At 65.9% G+C, this 17586-nt stretch carries 17 protein-coding genes; 7 read left to right on the top strand and 10 right to left on the bottom strand.

Translation table 11 applies throughout. From position 1 onward, the window contains the following. The first annotated feature begins 17 nt into the window (after nucleotides 1-17). The 3 genes from ABD810_RS18565 (at nucleotide 18) to ABD810_RS18555 (ending at nucleotide 3725) form a co-directional block, all read left to right on the top strand. Complete coding sequence (locus ABD810_RS18565) at nucleotides 18-2015, top strand: sensor histidine kinase (protein WP_344941291.1); 1998 nt, start codon at nucleotides 18-20, stop codon at nucleotides 2013-2015. Next, on the top strand, nucleotides 2012-2632 hold the full coding sequence (locus ABD810_RS18560) for a response regulator transcription factor (RefSeq protein WP_344941289.1): 621 nt from the start codon (nucleotides 2012-2014) through the stop codon (nucleotides 2630-2632). Before ABD810_RS18565 ends, ABD810_RS18560 begins: the two co-directional genes overlap by 4 nt. A gap of 889 nt (nucleotides 2633-3521) precedes the next feature. Continuing rightward, nucleotides 3522-3725: a cold-shock protein gene (locus ABD810_RS18555; RefSeq protein WP_034275260.1), complete on the top strand. Its 204-nt coding sequence runs from the start codon at nucleotides 3522-3524 to the stop codon at nucleotides 3723-3725. Nucleotides 3726-3929: 204 nt separating this feature from the next. On the opposite strand, the gene ABD810_RS18550 is transcribed toward ABD810_RS18555, so the two are convergent. Both ABD810_RS18550 and ABD810_RS18545 read right to left on the bottom strand, forming a co-directional pair. Next, complete coding sequence (locus ABD810_RS18550; protein WP_344941282.1) at nucleotides 3930-4418, bottom strand: class I SAM-dependent DNA methyltransferase; 489 nt, start codon at nucleotides 4416-4418, stop codon at nucleotides 3930-3932. Nucleotides 4419-4747: 329 nt separating this feature from the next. Beyond that, nucleotides 4748-4978 carry a hypothetical protein gene (locus tag ABD810_RS18545; protein ID WP_344941277.1) on the bottom strand — a complete coding sequence of 77 codons (231 nt, stop codon included), beginning with the start codon at nucleotides 4976-4978 and terminating at the stop codon, nucleotides 4748-4750. Between the two features lie 599 nt (nucleotides 4979-5577). Here ABD810_RS18545 and ABD810_RS18540 point away from each other — a divergent pair. Then, nucleotides 5578-6060 (top strand): rhomboid family intramembrane serine protease, encoded by a 483-nt coding sequence (locus ABD810_RS18540; RefSeq protein ID WP_344941274.1) that lies wholly within the window; start codon nucleotides 5578-5580, stop codon nucleotides 6058-6060. 674 nt (nucleotides 6061-6734) lie between these two features. On the opposite strand, the gene ABD810_RS18535 is transcribed toward ABD810_RS18540, so the two are convergent. Together ABD810_RS18535 and ABD810_RS18530 are read right to left on the bottom strand one after the other, a co-directional pair. Beyond that, nucleotides 6735-7208: a hypothetical protein gene (locus ABD810_RS18535; RefSeq protein ID WP_344941271.1), complete on the bottom strand. Its 474-nt coding sequence runs from the start codon at nucleotides 7206-7208 to the stop codon at nucleotides 6735-6737. Further along, nucleotides 7205-7657, bottom strand: coding sequence for a hypothetical protein (locus tag ABD810_RS18530; protein ID WP_344941268.1), 453 nt, complete (start codon nucleotides 7655-7657; stop codon nucleotides 7205-7207). Before ABD810_RS18530 ends, ABD810_RS18535 begins: the two co-directional genes overlap by 4 nt. A gap of 226 nt (nucleotides 7658-7883) precedes the next feature. On the opposite strand from ABD810_RS18530, the gene ABD810_RS18525 reads away from it, so the two are divergent. The 3 genes from ABD810_RS18525 (at nucleotide 7884) to ABD810_RS18515 (ending at nucleotide 10772) form a co-directional block, all read left to right on the top strand. Further along, nucleotides 7884-9251: a helix-turn-helix domain-containing protein gene (locus ABD810_RS18525; protein WP_344941265.1), complete on the top strand. Its 1368-nt coding sequence runs from the start codon at nucleotides 7884-7886 to the stop codon at nucleotides 9249-9251. Between the two features lie 173 nt (nucleotides 9252-9424). Further along, a complete protein-coding gene (locus tag ABD810_RS18520) occupies nucleotides 9425-9790 on the top strand; it encodes a hypothetical protein (RefSeq protein WP_344941263.1) in 366 nt (121 codons plus the stop codon). Nucleotides 9791-9836: 46 nt separating this feature from the next. Next, entirely contained in the window at nucleotides 9837-10772 is a 936-nt protein-coding gene (locus ABD810_RS18515) for an HNH endonuclease (protein ID WP_344941260.1), read from the top strand. Nucleotides 10773-10854: 82 nt separating this feature from the next. Here the strand turns inward: ABD810_RS18515 and ABD810_RS18510 are convergent, their stop codons facing one another. The 6 genes from ABD810_RS18510 to ABD810_RS18485 all read right to left on the bottom strand — a co-directional run bounded on the left by ABD810_RS18510 (nucleotide 10855) and on the right by ABD810_RS18485 (nucleotide 17364). Then, complete coding sequence (locus ABD810_RS18510) at nucleotides 10855-13380, bottom strand: GmrSD restriction endonuclease domain-containing protein (RefSeq protein ID WP_344941258.1); 2526 nt, start codon at nucleotides 13378-13380, stop codon at nucleotides 10855-10857. Nucleotides 13381-13707: 327 nt separating this feature from the next. Then, a complete protein-coding gene (locus ABD810_RS18505) occupies nucleotides 13708-14130 on the bottom strand; it encodes a DUF6884 domain-containing protein (protein ID WP_344941254.1) in 423 nt (140 codons plus the stop codon). A 16-nt stretch (nucleotides 14131-14146) separates the two neighbouring features. Beyond that, nucleotides 14147-14434 (bottom strand): ScoMcrA-related endonuclease, encoded by a 288-nt coding sequence (locus ABD810_RS18500; protein WP_344941250.1) that lies wholly within the window; start codon nucleotides 14432-14434, stop codon nucleotides 14147-14149. A gap of 296 nt (nucleotides 14435-14730) precedes the next feature. Further along, complete coding sequence (locus tag ABD810_RS18495) at nucleotides 14731-15180, bottom strand: DUF5615 family PIN-like protein (protein ID WP_344941247.1); 450 nt, start codon at nucleotides 15178-15180, stop codon at nucleotides 14731-14733. After that, nucleotides 15161-15814: a DUF433 domain-containing protein gene (locus ABD810_RS18490; RefSeq protein ID WP_344941245.1), complete on the bottom strand. Its 654-nt coding sequence runs from the start codon at nucleotides 15812-15814 to the stop codon at nucleotides 15161-15163. The genes ABD810_RS18495 and ABD810_RS18490 overlap by 20 nt, the downstream gene beginning before the upstream one ends. A 194-nt stretch (nucleotides 15815-16008) precedes the next feature. Then, nucleotides 16009-17364 (bottom strand): helix-turn-helix domain-containing protein, encoded by a 1356-nt coding sequence (locus ABD810_RS18485; RefSeq protein ID WP_344941990.1) that lies wholly within the window; start codon nucleotides 17362-17364, stop codon nucleotides 16009-16011. Nucleotides 17365-17586 lie beyond the last annotated feature (222 nt).

The raw sequence follows: 17586 nt of genomic DNA, 5'->3' as shown, positions 1-17586 counted from the left end.
ACAAGAAGGGCGGCGCGATGACGGCACGGCGTCTGGCGGTGATGGTGACAGCGGCCTCGCTGCTCGCCACCATCGCCGGCGCCGTCCTCGTGCTCCGGGCGACCGGCATGGAATGGGCCCTGGCTCAGCACGTCACCCAGGCCGTGCTGCACACGCTGGCGGGATGGGCTCTGATCAGGTCGCGCGCGGGCAGCCGCGTAGGCCTGATTCTGCTGGTGATGGGCACGGCCGCCGCCGCCGAGGTGCTGCTGTGGGGGTACGCCCTCAGCCACTGGCCAGGATGGACGGCCGCGAACTCGGTGACGAACTGGGTCTGGGTGCTCTTCTTCGTCCCCTTCTTCACCGTGCTGCCCGCGCTGTTCCCTGATGGACGCCCGGTCACACCGCGCTGGTGGCCGGTGGTCTGGGCAGGCGCGCTCGCGACGGCCGTCGCCGCGCTGGCGGCGGCCCACGACGGGGTGTTCGACGGAATCGGCCTGTTCCTCGTCGCCGTCGCCGTCCTCAGCCTCGCCTCCCTGGTCGTCCGCTGGGCCAGGTCCGGGACGACCGCCCGCCAGCAGATCAAGTTCCTGCTGTACGCCGCCGGATACGTGATCGTCGTCGAGCTCATCATCGACCTTCTCCCCCATCATGTTCGCCAGGGCGCGATCCTGCTCATCCCTGTCGCGCCCACGGTGGCGATAGCGCTCGCCATCTTGAAGTACCGGCTGTACGGCATCGACCTGGTCATCCGTCGCACGTTCGTCTACCTGGCGGTCACCGGCCTGGCCTTCTGCGGCTACCTCGCCGTGGTCGCACTGGTGGGAAACGCGCTCAGCAGAGCCGTGTCCCCTCAGGTGGCCCTACTCGCCGCCGCGGCCACGGCCGCCCTGATCGAGTCGGGGCGGCGGCTGTTCCAGCGCAGGATGAGCGGCGTCCTGTACGGCTACCGCGACCGGCCCCTGGACGCGCTGGCGGAGCTGAGGCGGCAACTCGGCCAGGCGGCCACCGTCGAGGAGATCGCGCGCAGGACCACCCCGCTGGTCGCCGATGCGCTCCGCAGCCCGGGTGTCACGCTCGTACTGCTCCACAACGGCGTGCCCGAGGAGATCTCCACGTTCGGAAAGCCCGGCAAGGAGCCGCAAACCGTTCCGCTGGTCGCCCAGGGCGAGCAGATCGGGTCCCTGCTCATCGGCCCGCGAGCTGCGCGGGAGCCGTACAACGACAGGGACCTGATGCTCATCGCCGAACTCGGCCACCACGCCGCGGGCGCGCTCGCGGCGGCACGCCTGTCGGCCGAGCTCGACCAGGCGCGGGAGCAGACGATTCGTTCCGCCGCCGAGGAGAGGAAACGGCTGCGGCAGGATCTGCACGACGGCCTCGGCCCACTGCTGTCCGGCGCCGGGCTGGGGCTCGACGGAATCCGCCGCGGCCTTGCGCCAGGAAGCCGGACGGAGAGCGAGCTGAACGTCATCAGCGACCAGGTGCGGATGGCCACCCGCGAGGTGCGGCGCATCATCGAAGCCATGCAACCCGGCCGCCTCGCCGACCTCGGCCTGGTCGCGGCCGTACAGGAGCACCTGGAACGCTGCGCCGCCCTCCCCGATGGACCGCGTATCACCAACCGTGTGTCCCAGGTGGACGAGCTGCCCGCCGCTGTCGCCGAGGCCGCGTACCTGGTCATCCTCGAAGCCATCACCAACGTCCAGCGGCACGCCGGGGCGCAGCGTTGCGAAGTGACCCTGTGCCAGACCCGCGACAGCCTGAGGGTCCAGATCCACGACGACGGCAGGGGCATCGGCAGAGGGTACGTCGCCGGAGTGGGCATCTCCTCAATGCGCCGCCGGGTGACCTCGATCGGCGGCTCCTTCGACATCGGCCCCTGCGACGCAGGCTCGCACGCCATCGGCTCGCTCGACGCCGGCCCCTTCGACAAGGGCTCGCACGACATCGGCCCCTGCCACGAAGGCTCGCACGACATCGCCTCAGGCCGCGGGACCACCGTCACGGCCGTCTTCCCGCTGGAGTCGCCATGAGAGTCGTCGTAGCCGACGACCATCCCGTCTTCCGCATGGGGTTGCGCCGGCTGCTCGAGAGCGTCCCTGGCGTGGAGGTGGTCAGGGAGGCATGGGACACCGCCTCCGCGGTCGAGGCCGCGGCCGAGGAGCGGCCGGACGTCGTCGTGATGGACCTGCACATGCCCGGAGGCGGCGGGGTGGAGGCGACCAGCCAGATCCGGCGGCGGGCGCCCGACGTGCGGGTCCTGGTCCTCACCATGCACTCCGACGACGCCCTGGTCCGTACGGCCCTGCGCGCCGGGGCCCGTGGTTACGTCCTCAAGGACGCCTCCTCCGAGGAGATCCTGCGAGCCCTGGAAGCGGTCCACGCCGACCAGGCCATCCTCGACGCCGTCATCGCCGACCGTTTCTTCGCCGCCGCCTCCGCGCCAAGCCCGTTCCCGCAGCTCACAGAGAGGGAGACCGACATACTCGAAAGGATGGCCACGGGCCTGACCAACGAGGCCATCGCGCTGCGGCTCGGCATCAGCATCAAGACGGTGCAGAACCACGTCTCCAACGTGCTGCTCAAACTGGGCGCCCGGCACCGCGGCGAGGCCATCGCCCGCGCCCGCGACGCAGGGCTCGGCGGCTAACCGGGCGCGGAGCTAGCCCGGCGGCTAACCAGGCGCGGAGCTAGCTCGGCGCTCCGGGTAGGCCCCGTCGGTGGCCCCGCCGATTCGGCAGGCACACCCAGCCCGTCGGAGCGACAAGACTCTCAAACCTTCTCAAATTCACTGGCACTCGAGCATTGCCAGTGACTAGGATTCACAACGTCTATCCCCGTGCTTGAAGTATCCATCCTGCCTCATTTGACGACCTCTGCTCGGAACAGGGCGTAACCCTGATCCGCCACTTGGTGAACGGCCGCTGGCCCGGAAGGTCCAGGTGTTCCCCTACTTTCTGCATCGCTCCGATCGCCTCCTTCTATCGCGGCCACTCAGCTGGGCCGAAAGGAACGTTCCATACCCGACCCTCTGACCCTTGCGGTGCCGGCCACGAGCGGCTCCGGCTACATAGGGCTGGTCCTCACGACCGTCGCGGTGTTGATCGTGGTGGCGCTGCTCGTCTACCGCTGGGAGTCTCGGTGATGGAGGAACGCCTGATCACCTCACTCCTCACCGACCTGCGTACCTGACCCGTGCCTTCACACCCGCCGGCTTCCGAGCAGTGACCGGTTCGCCGGACGCTGAGGGTGTCGAGTCGCGGCCGGCCCGGGTATGGATCGGCATCCCGTTCCAGGACTCCGCCCTGCCGGATCCTGTACGCCGGCATCCCCCTCCGGCGACTTGTCGTGGAGATGATGCGCTAGGCTGGTCGCAGTTGCAGTTGTGGTATCCGTGAACTTTTTGCGCACCAGACGGTAAATGTGACGTCGGGTGCATTTTTTGTTTTACCGGTCATCTCCGGACGGGCTTATCACGGCGACACGGAACCGGCACCGTGCCGATTCCGGTTCGGCCCTCTAACTCAAAGGAGATTGACATGGCGACTGGAACCGTGAAGTGGTTCAACGCGGAAAAGGGCTTCGGCTTCATCGAGCAGGACGGCGGCGGCGCCGACGTCTTCGCCCACTACTCGAACATCGCCGCCCAAGGCTTCCGTGAGCTGCAGGAAGGCCAGAAGGTTTCCTTCGACGTCACCCAGGGCCAGAAGGGCCCGCAGGCCGAGAACATCGTTCCCGCCTGACGCAGCACGCCACACAGCCGGGGCCCGCACCTTCGAGGTGCGGGCCCCGGCTCGCGTCACGGCTGAGATCTGCGACAACCGCGTTCTGCGAAGGAAGCTCTGCTCGGTGGCGGATGTGATCGTCGGCAGCGGTGCTCGACCCTGACGACGGTAGTGATACCACGCTGGGAATCACGACGCCCGGAGCGCCGTCCAAGAACGATGTCACCACGTTCGACGGTGAATGCTGACGGCGTAGCCGTCATCGTCGAAGGGGGTGGCGTCCCAGGTGGCGAAGCGGTGTTCGAGGGTCAGGCCCGTTGTTTCGCACCAGGTGTCGTAGGTCGCCAGATCGATGGTGGGCGGAACCGGCAGGTGGGCGGCGTCCAGCCCGAAACCGGTCACCAGTAGGCCGCCGGGGCGCAGGGCCGCCGTCAGCGCGTGGATCGCGGCGGGTTCGGTGCCCGGTGCCAGCAGGGGGATGACGTTTCCCGCGGCGACGACCAGGTCGAAGTCGTTCGTACCCGTCAAGCCAGCGAGATCAGCTTCGATCCAGGTCGTCTCCGGCGCGTTTCGTCGCGCTTCACCGAGCATGGAGGCGTCCAGGTCGACGCCGACGCACTCGTACCCCAGCTCAGCCAGCCGGATCGCCACCCGGCCCGTGCCGCAGCCGGCGTCCAGAATCCGCGAGCGACAGGGACCAGCGACGCGCACAGCCGGGCCTCACCATGCACGTCGACCCCAGCGGCTGCCAGTTCCGCGAAGCGAGAGGCATACTTCGGCCCCGATCCCCCACCGGTTAATTCAGCCCAACGACTCACTCATGCCTCCATCAGTGCACACGACCCCGCCGACCGCCCTCGGAGAGTCCCACGCTCACGCTCACGTCACGGACGAGGTACGCCTTCGAGGAAGGCTCGGCGAGCATACCGAATGCGACATGCCCGTCCTGCTCAGCGGCTTGCAGCACGCGGTGCGCCAGGACGCGGGTCACAGTACCGTGCCGAGTGGGCCCCAAGGCGTAGTGCGGTGACCGCGAATCTTCACCGGGTCCGCTGGTAGCCGAGCAGGCCGCCGCGGGCGGAGACCGCCAGCAACTCCTGCCCGAGTGCCTCCAGTCCGTCTGGGTGGCCGGGCACGAACGCCACCCAGTAGCGCGCGTTGAGCGCCAGGCACAGCAACCGGGGGTCGCCGGCGGCGCGCGCGACTGCTTTCGATGCGGAGGTGCACTCGTGTGCAGAGGCCAGAACTTCGGAACAGCTCCCGACATCCATCTGCACTCTCCACGCATGATTTGGCACCGTGTCATGCATGGACTCCTGATCATGATGCAATGGGGCTCGTCCAGGCGGGCGCGGCATCCTGCCTGGATCCCGGCAGCTCCTGAGACGCCGGACTCCAGCAGTCTCATCGATCCCCCACACCCCCCAAAGGCGCCATACATGGAAGATCAGATATCGGCTGCTCCGGTGTGTTACCGGCATCCGAAGAAGGAGACCTACGTCAGATGTACGCGGTGCGACCGGTACATCTGCCCGGATTGCATGCTGGACGCCGCTGTCGGGCACCAGTGCGTGGAGTGCGTGCGCGAGGACAACAGGGCGGTACGGCAGGCCCGGACGGCGTTCGGCGGCAGGGTGTCCGCCGTGCCGGTCGTGACCTACGTGCTGATCGCGCTCAATGTCCTCGCCTACATCGGCGAGCTGCTGCGGCCGGACGCCATCGACTTGCTCAGCAACCTGGGCACCGGGCTGAGGGATGACCAAGGCGTGATGTACGTCTTCGATCCCAACACCGAGGGCTGGGAAGACCTCCAGCCGTCGGGATCGCCTTCGGCGAGTGGTATCGCCTCATCACCTCGGCGTTCCTCCACTTGGAGCCTACTTCCGGCGGCTTCGGCATTCTGCACATCATCTTCAACATGTACTGGCTGTGGTCGCTCGGCCGGGTGGTCGAGCAGGTGCTGGGCAGGCTGCGTTTCACCGCGCTCTACCTGCTGTCCGCGCTCGGAGGCTCGGTCCTGGGTTACCTCATCTCGCCCGACCAAGCCGCCGTGGGCGCCTCCGGCGCGATCTTCGGGCTGGCCGCCGCCTACTTCATCTTCAGCAGGCGGCTCAACCACGACCCTGCCGGAGCGACCCGGCTCATCGTCACGTTCCTCGTCTGGATGGTGGTCTCCGCAGGGATCTCCTCCTGGGAGGGCCATCTCGGTGGCCTGCTGGCAGGCGGAGCGGTCGCACTGGGCCTTGCCCATCTGCCGCGCAAGCAGCACCTTGCGACAACCGGAGGGATGCTCCTGCTCCTGATCATCCTGGTGGCGCTGAAGACCTCTCAGCTCACCGGCGCCTTGATCTGAGGCTCCGCTTTTCGCGTTCTGCCGAGCTACCGGCGATGCGAAAGGTTCAGTCGCACTAGAGGTTGACCTGCCGGTGGACTACAACGAGCACCCCAGGGCGTTCCGGCATTTACTGGTTGGTGCCACCGGTAGCTGATCGATAGGAGCTGTCTGGCCCAAGGGGAAACAATCCACCCTCCGGCCACGGTAAGCACCGTCGCAATGATGGAGCTCGATGGCGCGGAGGTTCCACGGCCTCTCGGCGAGTCGGCATGACCGGCCGGGGACAGGATGTTCCCCGCCCTAAGCCCTGGATCGTACGATTCGCCGACCGCAGAGCAGCCGAGGGCTGGAACCAGCTACTCCCCAGGCGCTGGAGAACCTCGACCGAACATGGGTGGCGATCACCAGTGATCCACGCCACGTGGACAGCCGCCAACATCCTCTGAAGGGTGGCCTTGGCACAGTGAAGGTAGGCAGCGAGTCGTTGGAGCAGTGGCAGTACGAAGCAACCTCAGGCGGTCGCATCTGGTACGCCATTGACGACGAACACCGCACCCTGTGGATCACACGGGCCGGCACGGGGCATCCAAAACAAACCGACCGGAAACGCTGACCGTATGCCGCCCGCACATGCCGATCCCCGGCATCGCTGCGGGCGGCGGTTTCCGCTACCTGCCCCCCGGACCTCGACCTCACTGTCCGGGGTCGTCCGAGGAGGCATGCTCCCGTCGCTCCGGCGCCGGCCGGTTTGAGTCCGCGTCCTCCAGGCGCACGAAGCCAGGCTCACTAGGGAGTGGATGGTCGGCATGCTCGAGTTCCGTCCGTTCGCGACGGGCGGCGATATCACGAGCGGCCGAGTCGAAGTCGTCTACGCTATGCGCCTCGACGGGCAGGCCGCCTGGTTCCTTGACCAGGAACCAGGCGCCGCCTCCGCCTGGCACGTCGACCACGGTGACAGTCGCGATCAGGCGCCCACCGCCGTACACGTCCATCTCCGGCGGCAGCAGGATCGGCTCGTAGTACCACCCGCGCATTGGGAGATGGAGACGCTCGACGGGGCGGCAGCGCAGGTCGTAGGACTCCAGCTCCTTGCGCAGGTAACCGAGGGCGCGGCGGTGGCTCTCAGCCCGGTCCTCGGGCATCCCGAACATCCGCACTCCGGTCACGCCTGCCACCTCCCGCCGGACCGCGAAGGTACGGCGTCAGCGAACCGCCCGGTATATGTACATGCCACCTCGGCCAAGCCGGCGGTATGTGGAAGACCGACCTCGGCGAGACGCCTTCCCAACTGTGTCTCGCGGCTCATGGGGGCGGGGTTCGCCTCCGCCAGGCGCATCAAGGTGCGCAGTTCCTCGGGGCCGGACGCCTCGACCACCGGCTCGATGACAACGCTCACGAGGGCGATGGCGTAGAAGCGGCGGTAGTACGGGCCGTACAGGACCAGCCAGCCGGGTTCGAGCAGGTCGAGTTGGGCGGCGCGGGCCTTCTGGGCGGTGTCCCACTCCCGTCGGCCCAGCTCGGTGGCCGGCCGACCGTGGCGGTGTCGCCCGGCAGGCGTACGGCGCCTGCCGGCGGCGCGGCCAGACCCGAGGTCGCGCACGTTCGAAGCTGTCATTGGGCGACCTCCTGGTCCCGGCGCCATCCGCTCGTGGGGGGTTCGCGGTGCGGCATGGATCGCACTCCCGATCGGATCGGGGCCGACTTTCAGAACTGGCGCTCTGTAATCAAGCCATCATTTAGAGTTACATTGAGGCTGGCGTCCAGTCAGCGTCCGGAGCAAGAGCTGATCCACTTCGGTGATCGGCTGGCGATTCCAGCAACCCCCGGAGGTGATTTTCGGCATGCCCGCCCCACGCAAGAGCACCGATCGGTACAAGTCGATGGCCCACTATTTCGGCGCGCTCATCCGCGATCTCCGCGATTCGTACGAGCTGCGGGTCGGCGAGCCGTTGACCGTCGCCCAACTGTCGGCGAGGACGGACTATTCACCCTCGATGCTGGGATCGATCGAGCGCGGCGAAAGCCTCCCCGAGTCCGGTCGGCGCGTTCAGGCGATCGATGACGCCCTGCACGCGGACGGGCAGCTGAAAATGCTGTGGCCGGTGGTGCAACGGCTCGGGCATTGCACTATCGACGAGCTCGCCTCAGCGACAAACCGGACTATTGCCGGTTACCGTGAAAACGGCAGCAGCGCACTCCCCCAGGGAGACGATGTGGAACGTCGAGAGCTATTCCAGTTGGCCGGGCTCGGCCTGTTCGCCCAAAGCCCGCTGTTCAGTGCGGGTGAGCCGGTCCGCCAAATGCTCGAACGGGTTCTGAACACGGCCGACAGCTTCACCGTCGACGACTGGCAGCTCACATGCGCCGACTATCTGCACGCCGTGCTCACCCGCCCTCCCGCCACGGTCCGCGACGACCTCGTACTGGACCTGGCGGCACTTCAGCAAGTGCTCGCGCGGGAGACCCCAGAACGCGCCGCCGACCTGCAACGAACCGCGGCCTGGCTGTCCGCCTTGCACGCCAACGTTCTCACCCGGCTCGGCGAGTACGGAGCGGCCCGCCGCTGGTGGACCACCGCCCGCCACTCCGCCGACTCCTCCGGCGACACGGACATGAAGGTCTGGGTCCGCGGAACCGAGGCCGTGTTCGCTCTCTACTCACCACGCTCGCCCGAGGCCGCCCTCATCTTGGCTCGCAACGCTCAATCCCTTGCTGGAGGCCGTGTCACCACCGGCCTTCTCAAAGCTGTAAGCGCCGAAGCCCAGGCGCTGGCGGCGCTCGGCAGGCAGCCGGAAGCCCGCGAACGACTCCACCACCTCCACGAACTGGCCGGTCGCGACGTTCTGGGCGAGAAGTACGGCTGGAAGGCGTCGGAGATCTGGTTCACCGCTTCCTGGGTGCGCTCCTACGATGGCGCAACCGAGGCCGGACGTGAGGCCCGCGACCGCCTTCTCACCACGTCGCCCACCTACCAGAACGGTACGAACGTCCAGCTCCATGAAGCGATCGGTATCGGCAGGCAAGGCGGCCACAACGAAGCCCTGCAGCTCGCCACACAGGTCATTGCCGACCTCGACCCCGCCTACCGCTCCCGCATGATCTTGCACACCGCCCGTATGGTCCTCGACACCGTCCCGCTCGACAAACGCGCCGCTCTCCCCGCGCTCGGCGACTACCGCGCGACCATCAGGGCCTCGGTCCCCAACTGATGCAAGCGAGCCTCTAGGGACGGAGGGCACAAGATTGCCGACCAACATGGGTGGTGCTTGGGCCACTCCGTAGGACGACGGGATACCTCGAATGGAAGCCAGTACACTTTGACCTGCTCCGCAGGGCTCTACCGATCGACATTCCCGGTCTTGCGCTCTGGCAGGGAGATTCCGTGCTGACAGACGTTTCGCAGATCATGAGCCGCTTCGAGGCGGCCGCGATCGACGCCGTCGAGCGAATAGGTCCGGTGGGGCTACGACGGCTCGCCGAGCTGATCGGACGTGACATGCCGCGGTCGTGGATCCTGAGGTCTGTGCCGACAACTGATTACCAGGAAGCGGCAGAGTCGATCACCGATGCTCTCCGGGAACTCGACGACTTCAGCGCAGAAGCCGCCGCCGCGTACCTCCGCGGTGTCGCGGCGGGATACGAATGCCACCCCGATTCGGTCACGGCAGAATCTGTCCGGAGCGGCCCATCGACACATGCGGTGCCGCAAGAAGCCGACTCCGGCGCGGCCAGCGGATTGGTCTTTTAGGGCGATCGAGTGGCGGGGACGATCAACGAGATAGACAATTCCCTGCATGAAGGCATACGTCGGGGTGACCGATGGTGAGTGGTACCGCTTCCTGGCTGCTCGCCCGACGTTGACCGAAGTGAACTTCTGGCGGCCCTCCGGAGCGCGCGAGTTCCGGGTTCTCAGCCCCGGCGAACCCTTCTTCTTCAAAAGTCACCACCCGCACAACCGGGTGATCGGTGGCGGGTTCTACAGCGGCTTCGCCCAGCTCCGGGTGTCAGAGGCATGGGAGTTCTTCGGACAGGCCAACGGTGCGGCCGACGTGGAAGAGATGCGCCGGCGGATAGGCAAATACCGTAGCCAGCCGATCGCCCCAGGCGAGGACCCGATGATCGGCTGCGTCTTCGTCCGCGACACACGCTTCTTCCCGCTCGACGATCCCGCCGGACCCCCACCGGACTTCGCGCCCAACATCGTGCAAGGCAAGGGGTACGACCTCGCGGTCCACCCCCGCGCCGACTACTTCCAGGACCTTCTCTTACGCCTGCTCGGAGTCCCGGTAGAAATCGACCTGTCGGAACCGTGGCACCGTGACGGCCCGGTGTACGGCGACCCCCGCCTCGCCCCTCGCCGTCTCGGCCAGCAGTCTTTCCAGGCCGTGGTCCTGCGCGCCTACCACCGGCGATGCGCGATCACCGGGGATAAGATCCGCCCCGTCCTCCAGGCCGCCCACATCCGCCCCCTCTCGGCCGGCGGCCAACACCGCCTCGACAACGGACTGCTGCTCCGCTCGGACGTGCACACACTGTTCGACCGCGGATACCTGGCGGTAGACCCCGACTACCACCTCCACGTCAGCCCACGTCTGCGAGACGAGTTCGGGAACGGCGAGGAGTTCTACAAGCGAGCCGGGCAGCCCGTAGCCGTACCCGAGCACCGCATCGACCGCCCCCACCGCGAAGGCCTCGAGTGGCACCTCGGCGAGGTGTTCCTGTCGCGCTGACCCAACCGCCCGTTCTGGCGCCGAGCTTCTTGCTAAAGATGCCATTAGAACGACACGCACAAGGGGCGAGAGCCGGGCCCTTTCAGTCCGGGTCCTGCGCTCCCTTGGCGCGGCTTACCGACCAGTCAAGCGATGAGAGCACCACATCCCAAACGGCGTCATTCGCCATCAGAGCAATGTCGAACGAGGGGTACAGCTCCAGCTTTGCCGCGGGCAGGTCGATGCCCGGCGCCTCGTTAAGCCTTCGGCGCAGCTCGTCGCGGAGGATGGGGTCGTTGAACGGGACGCGCTTCTTGAGTGTGGCGAACGGTACCTCGACTGTCTTGGCGTAGAAACGGATGATGGGCAGGATTTCAGTGCCGTTCCTGACGAAGGGAGCGCAGGAGGCCCCTGCCGACCGGCCGAACTGCACCTCCCCGCCACGGCCGCGCCACCAGTCCAACAATCGGGAGACCGCGCCGGCCGCCTGCGGCCCCTTCGCATCACCCAGCTGCTGGAAGAAACGCTGCTCGTTTTTGTCGAAATCGGCGTAGTCGTCGTCCACGACTAGCTCCGCCTCGCTGAGATCCACCGCCCCAGGAAGCTCAAGCAACTCGGCCAGTTCCCGCGCCGAGATCCGCTGGCCGGGATCAGCCCGATCGGCATCATCGAGTTTGATGCCTTCTGCACGGAGTACCTCACGGACGTCGCGATCATCCTCCTCGTCCACCCACTGGAACCCCTTGGAAACCTGCCCTGCCGCATTCAGCACACGGTGGGCGTTAAGCACCTGCGACTTGGACAGGTGGGCGCCGACAGGGACGGCGTGTGACCCGATCAGCTCTGCCACATCTCCATAGGTCGTCCAGGTGCCGGCCGGCAGTGCCGCGAGAGCGGAGTGAAGTAGCGTCCAGTCCCTGGACGGACCGACTGGGCCGACGTCCAGCGGACTTGGCCAGATCTCGATCGCCCGCGATGCGAGCTCGTCGGCACGGGACTGGATCTCCGCCTTTCCCCACCGCTCATGCTTGGCGATCTCCTGGTTCATGACGAGTCCGCTGTGGCCCAGGAAGTCCCGCTTCTTCGCGAAGGCCATGTTGCTCAGCTCGGAGTTGTAGCCGCTGAGTGTCAGGTTGCCGAGAGTGTGGACGAGCTCCTTGTGGAGCCGGTCGGCATCCCCCTCGGCGGCGAGCTGCTCCCGCCACTCCGCCGTCGGGGTCTGCGGGAGCACGTGCTCGATGGTGATCTTCTTGTCGGAGAGCTCGACCGGCTCCTTACCGCCGTAGGACTCCTCCAGCCTGCGAAGCACCAGCTTCTGCTGTGCCGTACGGCCCTGCCAGTAGAACGCCCGGCTCCGGATGTCAGTACGGAACTGCTCGTCGGAGGACCAGTACAGACGAGCTGGCGAAAGACCCGCGCGTACGACGTCGGCCACCGGCTCCTCTCCGGTCAACTCCGGGGTCAGCCGCATGAAGATCCTGTTGAGGCTGCCGGTCGCGACTCCCCCGAGCAGGCGACGGACCAGGAAACTCTCGATGTACCGCTGCGCCTTCACCACCTGGTCATCGGTGGCCTCACCGCTGTCGTGGAGCTCCAGCAGGCGCATGATGACCGGGTAGGCGGTGTTGCCCTTCCACTCGTTCAGGAACCGCAGGCGGGCGTCGATCTCGGATTCGCCGGTCGGTTCCAGAATTCGCTGAAGGTACCTGGCGCGACGTGCGAGATCCTTGACGTACTCCTCGACCCGATCCTCCACATCCTTCTTGTCCATGGTCACGGACCGGAGCAGCTCCTGGTGGCCGCGGTAGGTGTCGTTGTACTGCGCCTCGTCGCCCCGGTCAAGGATCAGCGCGAGGTACATCAGCTGGTCCATCCCCTTGGGACCGAGCTCGTTCTGCATCGGCAGCCAATACGTGTCGTAGACGAACTGGCCCTTGGTAGGCAGGTGCATGAAGACGTAGTTCCGGATCAGATCCACCTGGCTCAGCCGCATACCGGTGTTGTTGATCGACTCGAAAATCCGGAAGGCGTTGTCGTTGCCCTCCACGACGATCTGCACAAGGTTCAGCCGGTTGAGCACGACGCTTTCGATACGCGCGATGTCATGCGGGTCGGCTGGGTCATCGACTTCCACGAGCTTGGTACGGAAGAACTGGTAAGCGTTCGCGATCCGGCTGTCGGTGTCCCCGAACGGCTGCCCTTCTACACAGTCCTTGAACGCCTGGCGGTCCACCTGGGTCGGCAGCAGGCGATATCGCGGGTCGCCGGGGCGGAACCTGTTGATCAGGTGAGTCTCGTTGATCCGCTCTCGGTGCAGCGGATCCTCGGCAGCCTGATGATCACGCAGAGCGCACAGGGCCACCATGAGGGTGGTCAGCCGTTGCTGGCCATCGACCACCAGCCACTCCGAATATCCCGGCGAGTTGTTGGGACCAGGGGCCAGCACGACCGAACCGAGGAAGTGGCTGTGGTCCCTACCCTGCTCGATCCGATCGGCCTGGAGCTCGATGTCCCTCCACAGGGTGGCGAGCTGCTCGCGCTCCCAGGAGTACGGCCGCTGGTACAGCGGCACGAGTAACTGCTGATCGCCACCAATGAGCCCTCGCAGTGTCGTCTCGTTGGCCTTCACACCGACCCCCTTTGGAACGTAACACCCATGCAAGGCTAACGATCTTTACACAAACGGCCGCTCCAAGTAAATGGCCATCCCAGAAAACGGACCGGATTCCAGTCGCGCAGCGCACAGGAAGCCGGAACTTGAAAATCCGTACTTCACATGCGCCGGACCATGGCTATTCGCGTCACAGGCAGTGCCACGAGGAATTTTCCTTGCGAACGAGCACATGACTCACAAAGCGGATATATGACTTCGTCAGCACAGAAAACAGCAAGGCGAAGCGGCCCACTGCTCTACTCCTGTGTTGGCTCCCCCACTCGCGCTTCTTGCTGGAATGGGTCAGAAGCTGCTGCTGTAGAACGCCAGAGTCCGGCCGAGGCTACGGCCCTGGGTTGGAATCTCCACCACAGCTCCGGCCGACTGTAGTCCTTCCCGGAGACCGAATTCGTAGTAGGCGGCGCCGGCGTGGACCTCGAAGACGTGCCCTTCCAACTTCATAAGCCGGTCAGTGAGCTGGCGAAGAACCAAACGGCTCCACTCCCTGCGCTCCCCCCGTGACGCCGTCGTCAGCGTCTTGTCGTACGGCTCAAGCACCGTCGTCCGGTCAACCAGCCCATGGAGAGCCGAAAGGATGTACCAACGCTCGCACGAGCGTTCGACGTAGCGCCGCCGGAGTTGGAAGAGTGGTGATACGTACAGGTCCTCAGCCGGCCGTGGCATGGAAGCCTTCGTTTTTACACATCCGACCAGCCCGACGCGCATAGTTCCTCCCCAACGTTCAGCCACGTGTACGGGGCGTGGTGACCTCGAAACCCAGATCGATCAGCACGCGGGCTACGGTCGCATTTCCTCCAGAGAACTCGCTGGCCCGTAGGGGACGCCCGCCTACCGCTCGATGCGCCACGCCCGCGATCGCCTTCGAGTCGTAGCGTCTGTTCCCATAGACGAGGAAGTAATCGCGGGCGGGGCCGTAACCGTAACGCTCAAGGAAAGCGTCGCGCCCCAGCTCGTCGTACTCCTCAACGGCGGTGAGGATCATCTCGCGGCGGAGGTCAGGAAGGCCCATCAGGCCATAGTAGATACCGCATTTTGCCATGACCAGGCCAAAGTCTCGGGCTTCCCCTGCCCCGCAGCGGAGTCATCCTCTCACCTGCGGCTCCCGCCGCATCCATGCCACGACCTCTCGTTCAGCGAGGATAGGCAGGTACGAGCCCACGATCGTCACCGTGTCGAATGATTGACTCAGCAGGCTGTTCGAAGGTGCAGCTGAGCCGGCTGCCGGGTGAGGTCGATCGCGTGCTGGGCGAGCTCGACCGCCCAAGCTGTGCACCACGTGACGATGCGGCTCCGCGTCCCCTTGGATCACATCCCATTCGGCCAGTGCTTGGGCGGAACGGTGGCCGGATCAATGATGCGCAGGCGACTGGCCGGAGTCGGGTCGATGCCACGCAACATCACCAAACGCTGCCCCTTGGCCTCAACTAGGAGCTCCAGGGCAGCGGGTAATCCAGCGGCGACCGTGGCAATCGCGAGACCGATCCCAGTCAGGCCGGGGTGCTTGTGTGGATACTCGATCCGATGCAGTCCCGAGGCGGCGATGGCCTCGACTTCCCGGGGTCGCTGCATCTGCCGAGCGTCATTCGTAAGGATGACGTGAAACCCCTCAGCCGCCGCCCGCGGATAGAGTGCCTCATCCCGTGTCCCGGACCATTGATCCAGATCGAGCAGATGGACGATCTCGTGACCCAGAACGAAGGCACTGATCGCCTGGTGAAGCGGCCTGGACACGTTCTCATCCAGCAGCAGCCTCACGTGGCTCCTTGGGGGGATCGTAACTGTCAACGTAGTCGGCGAAATCGGCGGCATCCAGGGCCGCCGTGGCAGTGACGCTTGGGTAGTAGTCGGAGATCCGCTCAGGGGGGACGCCGTCCCGGAGCAGCGCGGCTACCTCGTCGTAGGGGACGCGAGTGCCTTCGATCACGGGAATCCCACCGCGAATCGCCGGATCCACCGCCACGTGTGCGCGAGGCTGGAGCAACGGCGGAATATGCCTGCCGTCCCGGTAGAACGGCTGCAGGACGTCCACCATCTCGTGGATGACCACATTCGCCTTTTTCTTCACCAGATCGACCGCTTGATCGGGCACGGCCAGATAGATGGTGCTGCCATCAGCGACCAGCGTGTAGGACGACAGATGGTCCCGTTCCTTCAGATCATCACGAAGCGTGTCGAGCGCCCGCCTGATCTTCTGCAGTGAGGCGTCGTTACGCAGCTTGACGCACGTCCGCAGCGCCACCACGTCGCGAAAGGAGTAAAGGATGGGCCGCGTGCTGGAGATCTCCGGTATCAGCACGGCGCCACGGCCCGCGCTGGCCTTGCGCCAGTGTGCGAGCTGACGAAGCGTGGCACCCGACAGCGCCGCAGCCAGTTTCGGGTTGTACGCCACCGCTCCCCTTCCGCACGCATCAACCGACCCTTGCACTGCCATCATCGCAAATCTCTCTCAGCTGGTCAGGCCTTAACACGGCTCCTTCACAGTCTCGATGCTGCCGACGGAACGTAGCGCATCATTACAGATCTCCCCATCACGGAAGACATCCGCCGCACCCGAACCTTCCAATCGGCCCGACTCGCGAGTGGTCAGGCGGCGAGCTCGCTGTTCAGGTGGTCGCGGAACTCGCGGACAAGCATGCTCTTGCCGTACGGCTCAAGCCCACCGGAGAACTCCCGGACGCGCTCCACCAGGCGGATGGACGTCAGGGACTTGGCCGACGGAATTACGGCTCGCGCGGTGTCGAGCGCCTGCTCCAACTCGCCCATCCCGAGCTGCGCCTCGGCAGCGTTCACCTGAGTGAACCGCATCGCCCGGGGAAAGCGCTCACCGTACTCCCGCATCGCCTTCTCGGCGCAAGCGGCTGCCCGCCGATGCTCGCCGATCATCCGCCAGCATGAGCCCACCGCGGCGGTGAACCCTGGTTCTCCGTACGACGGGAGCCAGGCCGGGTCCCGGTCAGCAGGGCCCTGAGCATGCAGCCGCTCGGCTTCGAGCAGCAGCCGCTCGACCTGCCTAGCGCCGTGTTCGTCGTGCCTCTCAGCCGCTCCGGCCTGCACGGCCATGGCCCCGGCCTCCTTGACGAGCGTCAACGCCAGGACACGCGGCGGCGCCTGACCACGGCGAGCCGTGTCTACAGCAGCTCTCGCCAGCCACAATGCCCACGTTGGCTCGCGCAGATATATGGCCTGCTGCGTCAACGTCGTCAGCACCCAGGCCCCTGTCAGCGAATCGTCACCCGCCTTGGCCAGTTTCAACGCCTGCCCGAAGTGGAGCTGCGCCTGCCCATGCCGCCCGAGATCGAAGGCCGTCCAACCCGCGAGTTCGGTCATTCCGGCGGCCGCCGTCATAAGCGCGGCTCCAACTCTGGTGTCGTACCGTCCGTGTAGCAACGGTGCCACGATGCTATTGAGGTACTTGATGATGACCGGCCGGACCAGGCCTGCTCCGAACTGCTGGTCCATCTGGCTGAATGCCTTGCGGGCTTCTGTGATTCGACCGACGTCGGCATGCCCGACACGGGGTCCGGAATCGTGCGCAGTGGCAGGCGCGACTGAGAGGCCGTAATTCCAGGAGGTCAGCCACTCTCCCAATGCCGCAGGCATGAACGGCAATGTGGCCAGCAGGTGGCGGCGGGACGGATCCATCTCGAACCTCCACAAATGCTCGGCCGACTTCACGGTAGCCGCGAGTGAAACGCCTCCGCAGTCCACGAGCGGCCAGGATGATGTCTCCCCAAAGGCCCAGCCCTCTATCCACCGTTCGACCTCTGTGGAGTCCACCTGGAAGACGAGGGCCATCCGAGCCCGATGGCGGGCGCGAACCCCCTGCTCGCCGCGTTCCCAGCGCGCCCAGGTCGTCGGCGATACCCCGACCGCCTCTGCCGCCACCTCCTGGCTCATTCCACGTCTCCTACGCGCGCGAGCCAACTCTGGACGACCCATACGGCTCTCCGAGGCACCCATGACCACTCCCCCTTGGTAATCGAATGACCACTCATTGTGATGATAATTTCACCCTGAGTGCCACCCATCCGCGGCAAACGACCAGAGATCGACCAAGGCAGGCGCCCAAGTCCCACGCATCCCACGAATGATCACGTACCGGCGTTCACGTCTCCCTCTCCGTGGCCTTTTCTTCTTGCTGAGTCACCGCCACCGAACGGA

The sequence above is a fragment of the Sphaerisporangium flaviroseum genome, assembly GCF_039537005.1.
Taxonomy (GTDB): domain Bacteria; phylum Actinomycetota; class Actinomycetes; order Streptosporangiales; family Streptosporangiaceae; genus Sphaerisporangium; species Sphaerisporangium flaviroseum.
Note: the sequence above shows the minus strand (reverse complement) of the source record. Positions and strands in the feature narration are given on the sequence as shown.

Bases quoted from the DNA above. Each gene is read 5' to 3' on its own strand.
- ABD810_RS18565 (WP_344941291.1), top strand. From the start codon at position 18: ATGACGGCACGGCGTCTGGCGGTGATGGTGACAGCGGCCTCGCTGCTC.
- ABD810_RS18560 (WP_344941289.1), top strand. From the start codon at position 2,012: ATGAGAGTCGTCGTAGCCGACGACCATCCCGTCTTCCGCATGGGGTTG.
- ABD810_RS18555 (WP_034275260.1), top strand. From the start codon at position 3,522: ATGGCGACTGGAACCGTGAAGTGGTTCAACGCGGAAAAGGGCTTCGGC.
- ABD810_RS18545 (WP_344941277.1), bottom strand. From the start codon at position 4,978: ATGGATGTCGGGAGCTGTTCCGAAGTTCTGGCCTCTGCACACGAGTGC.
- ABD810_RS18530 (WP_344941268.1), bottom strand. From the start codon at position 7,657: ATGACAGCTTCGAACGTGCGCGACCTCGGGTCTGGCCGCGCCGCCGGC.
- ABD810_RS18525 (WP_344941265.1), top strand. From the start codon at position 7,884: ATGCCCGCCCCACGCAAGAGCACCGATCGGTACAAGTCGATGGCCCAC.
- ABD810_RS18515 (WP_344941260.1), top strand. From the start codon at position 9,837: ATGAAGGCATACGTCGGGGTGACCGATGGTGAGTGGTACCGCTTCCTG.
- ABD810_RS18505 (WP_344941254.1), bottom strand. From the start codon at position 14,130: ATGCGCGTCGGGCTGGTCGGATGTGTAAAAACGAAGGCTTCCATGCCA.
- ABD810_RS18500 (WP_344941250.1), bottom strand. From the start codon at position 14,434: ATGGGCCTTCCTGACCTCCGCCGCGAGATGATCCTCACCGCCGTTGAG.
- ABD810_RS18485 (WP_344941990.1), bottom strand. From the start codon at position 17,364: ATGGGTCGTCCAGAGTTGGCTCGCGCGCGTAGGAGACGTGGAATGAGC.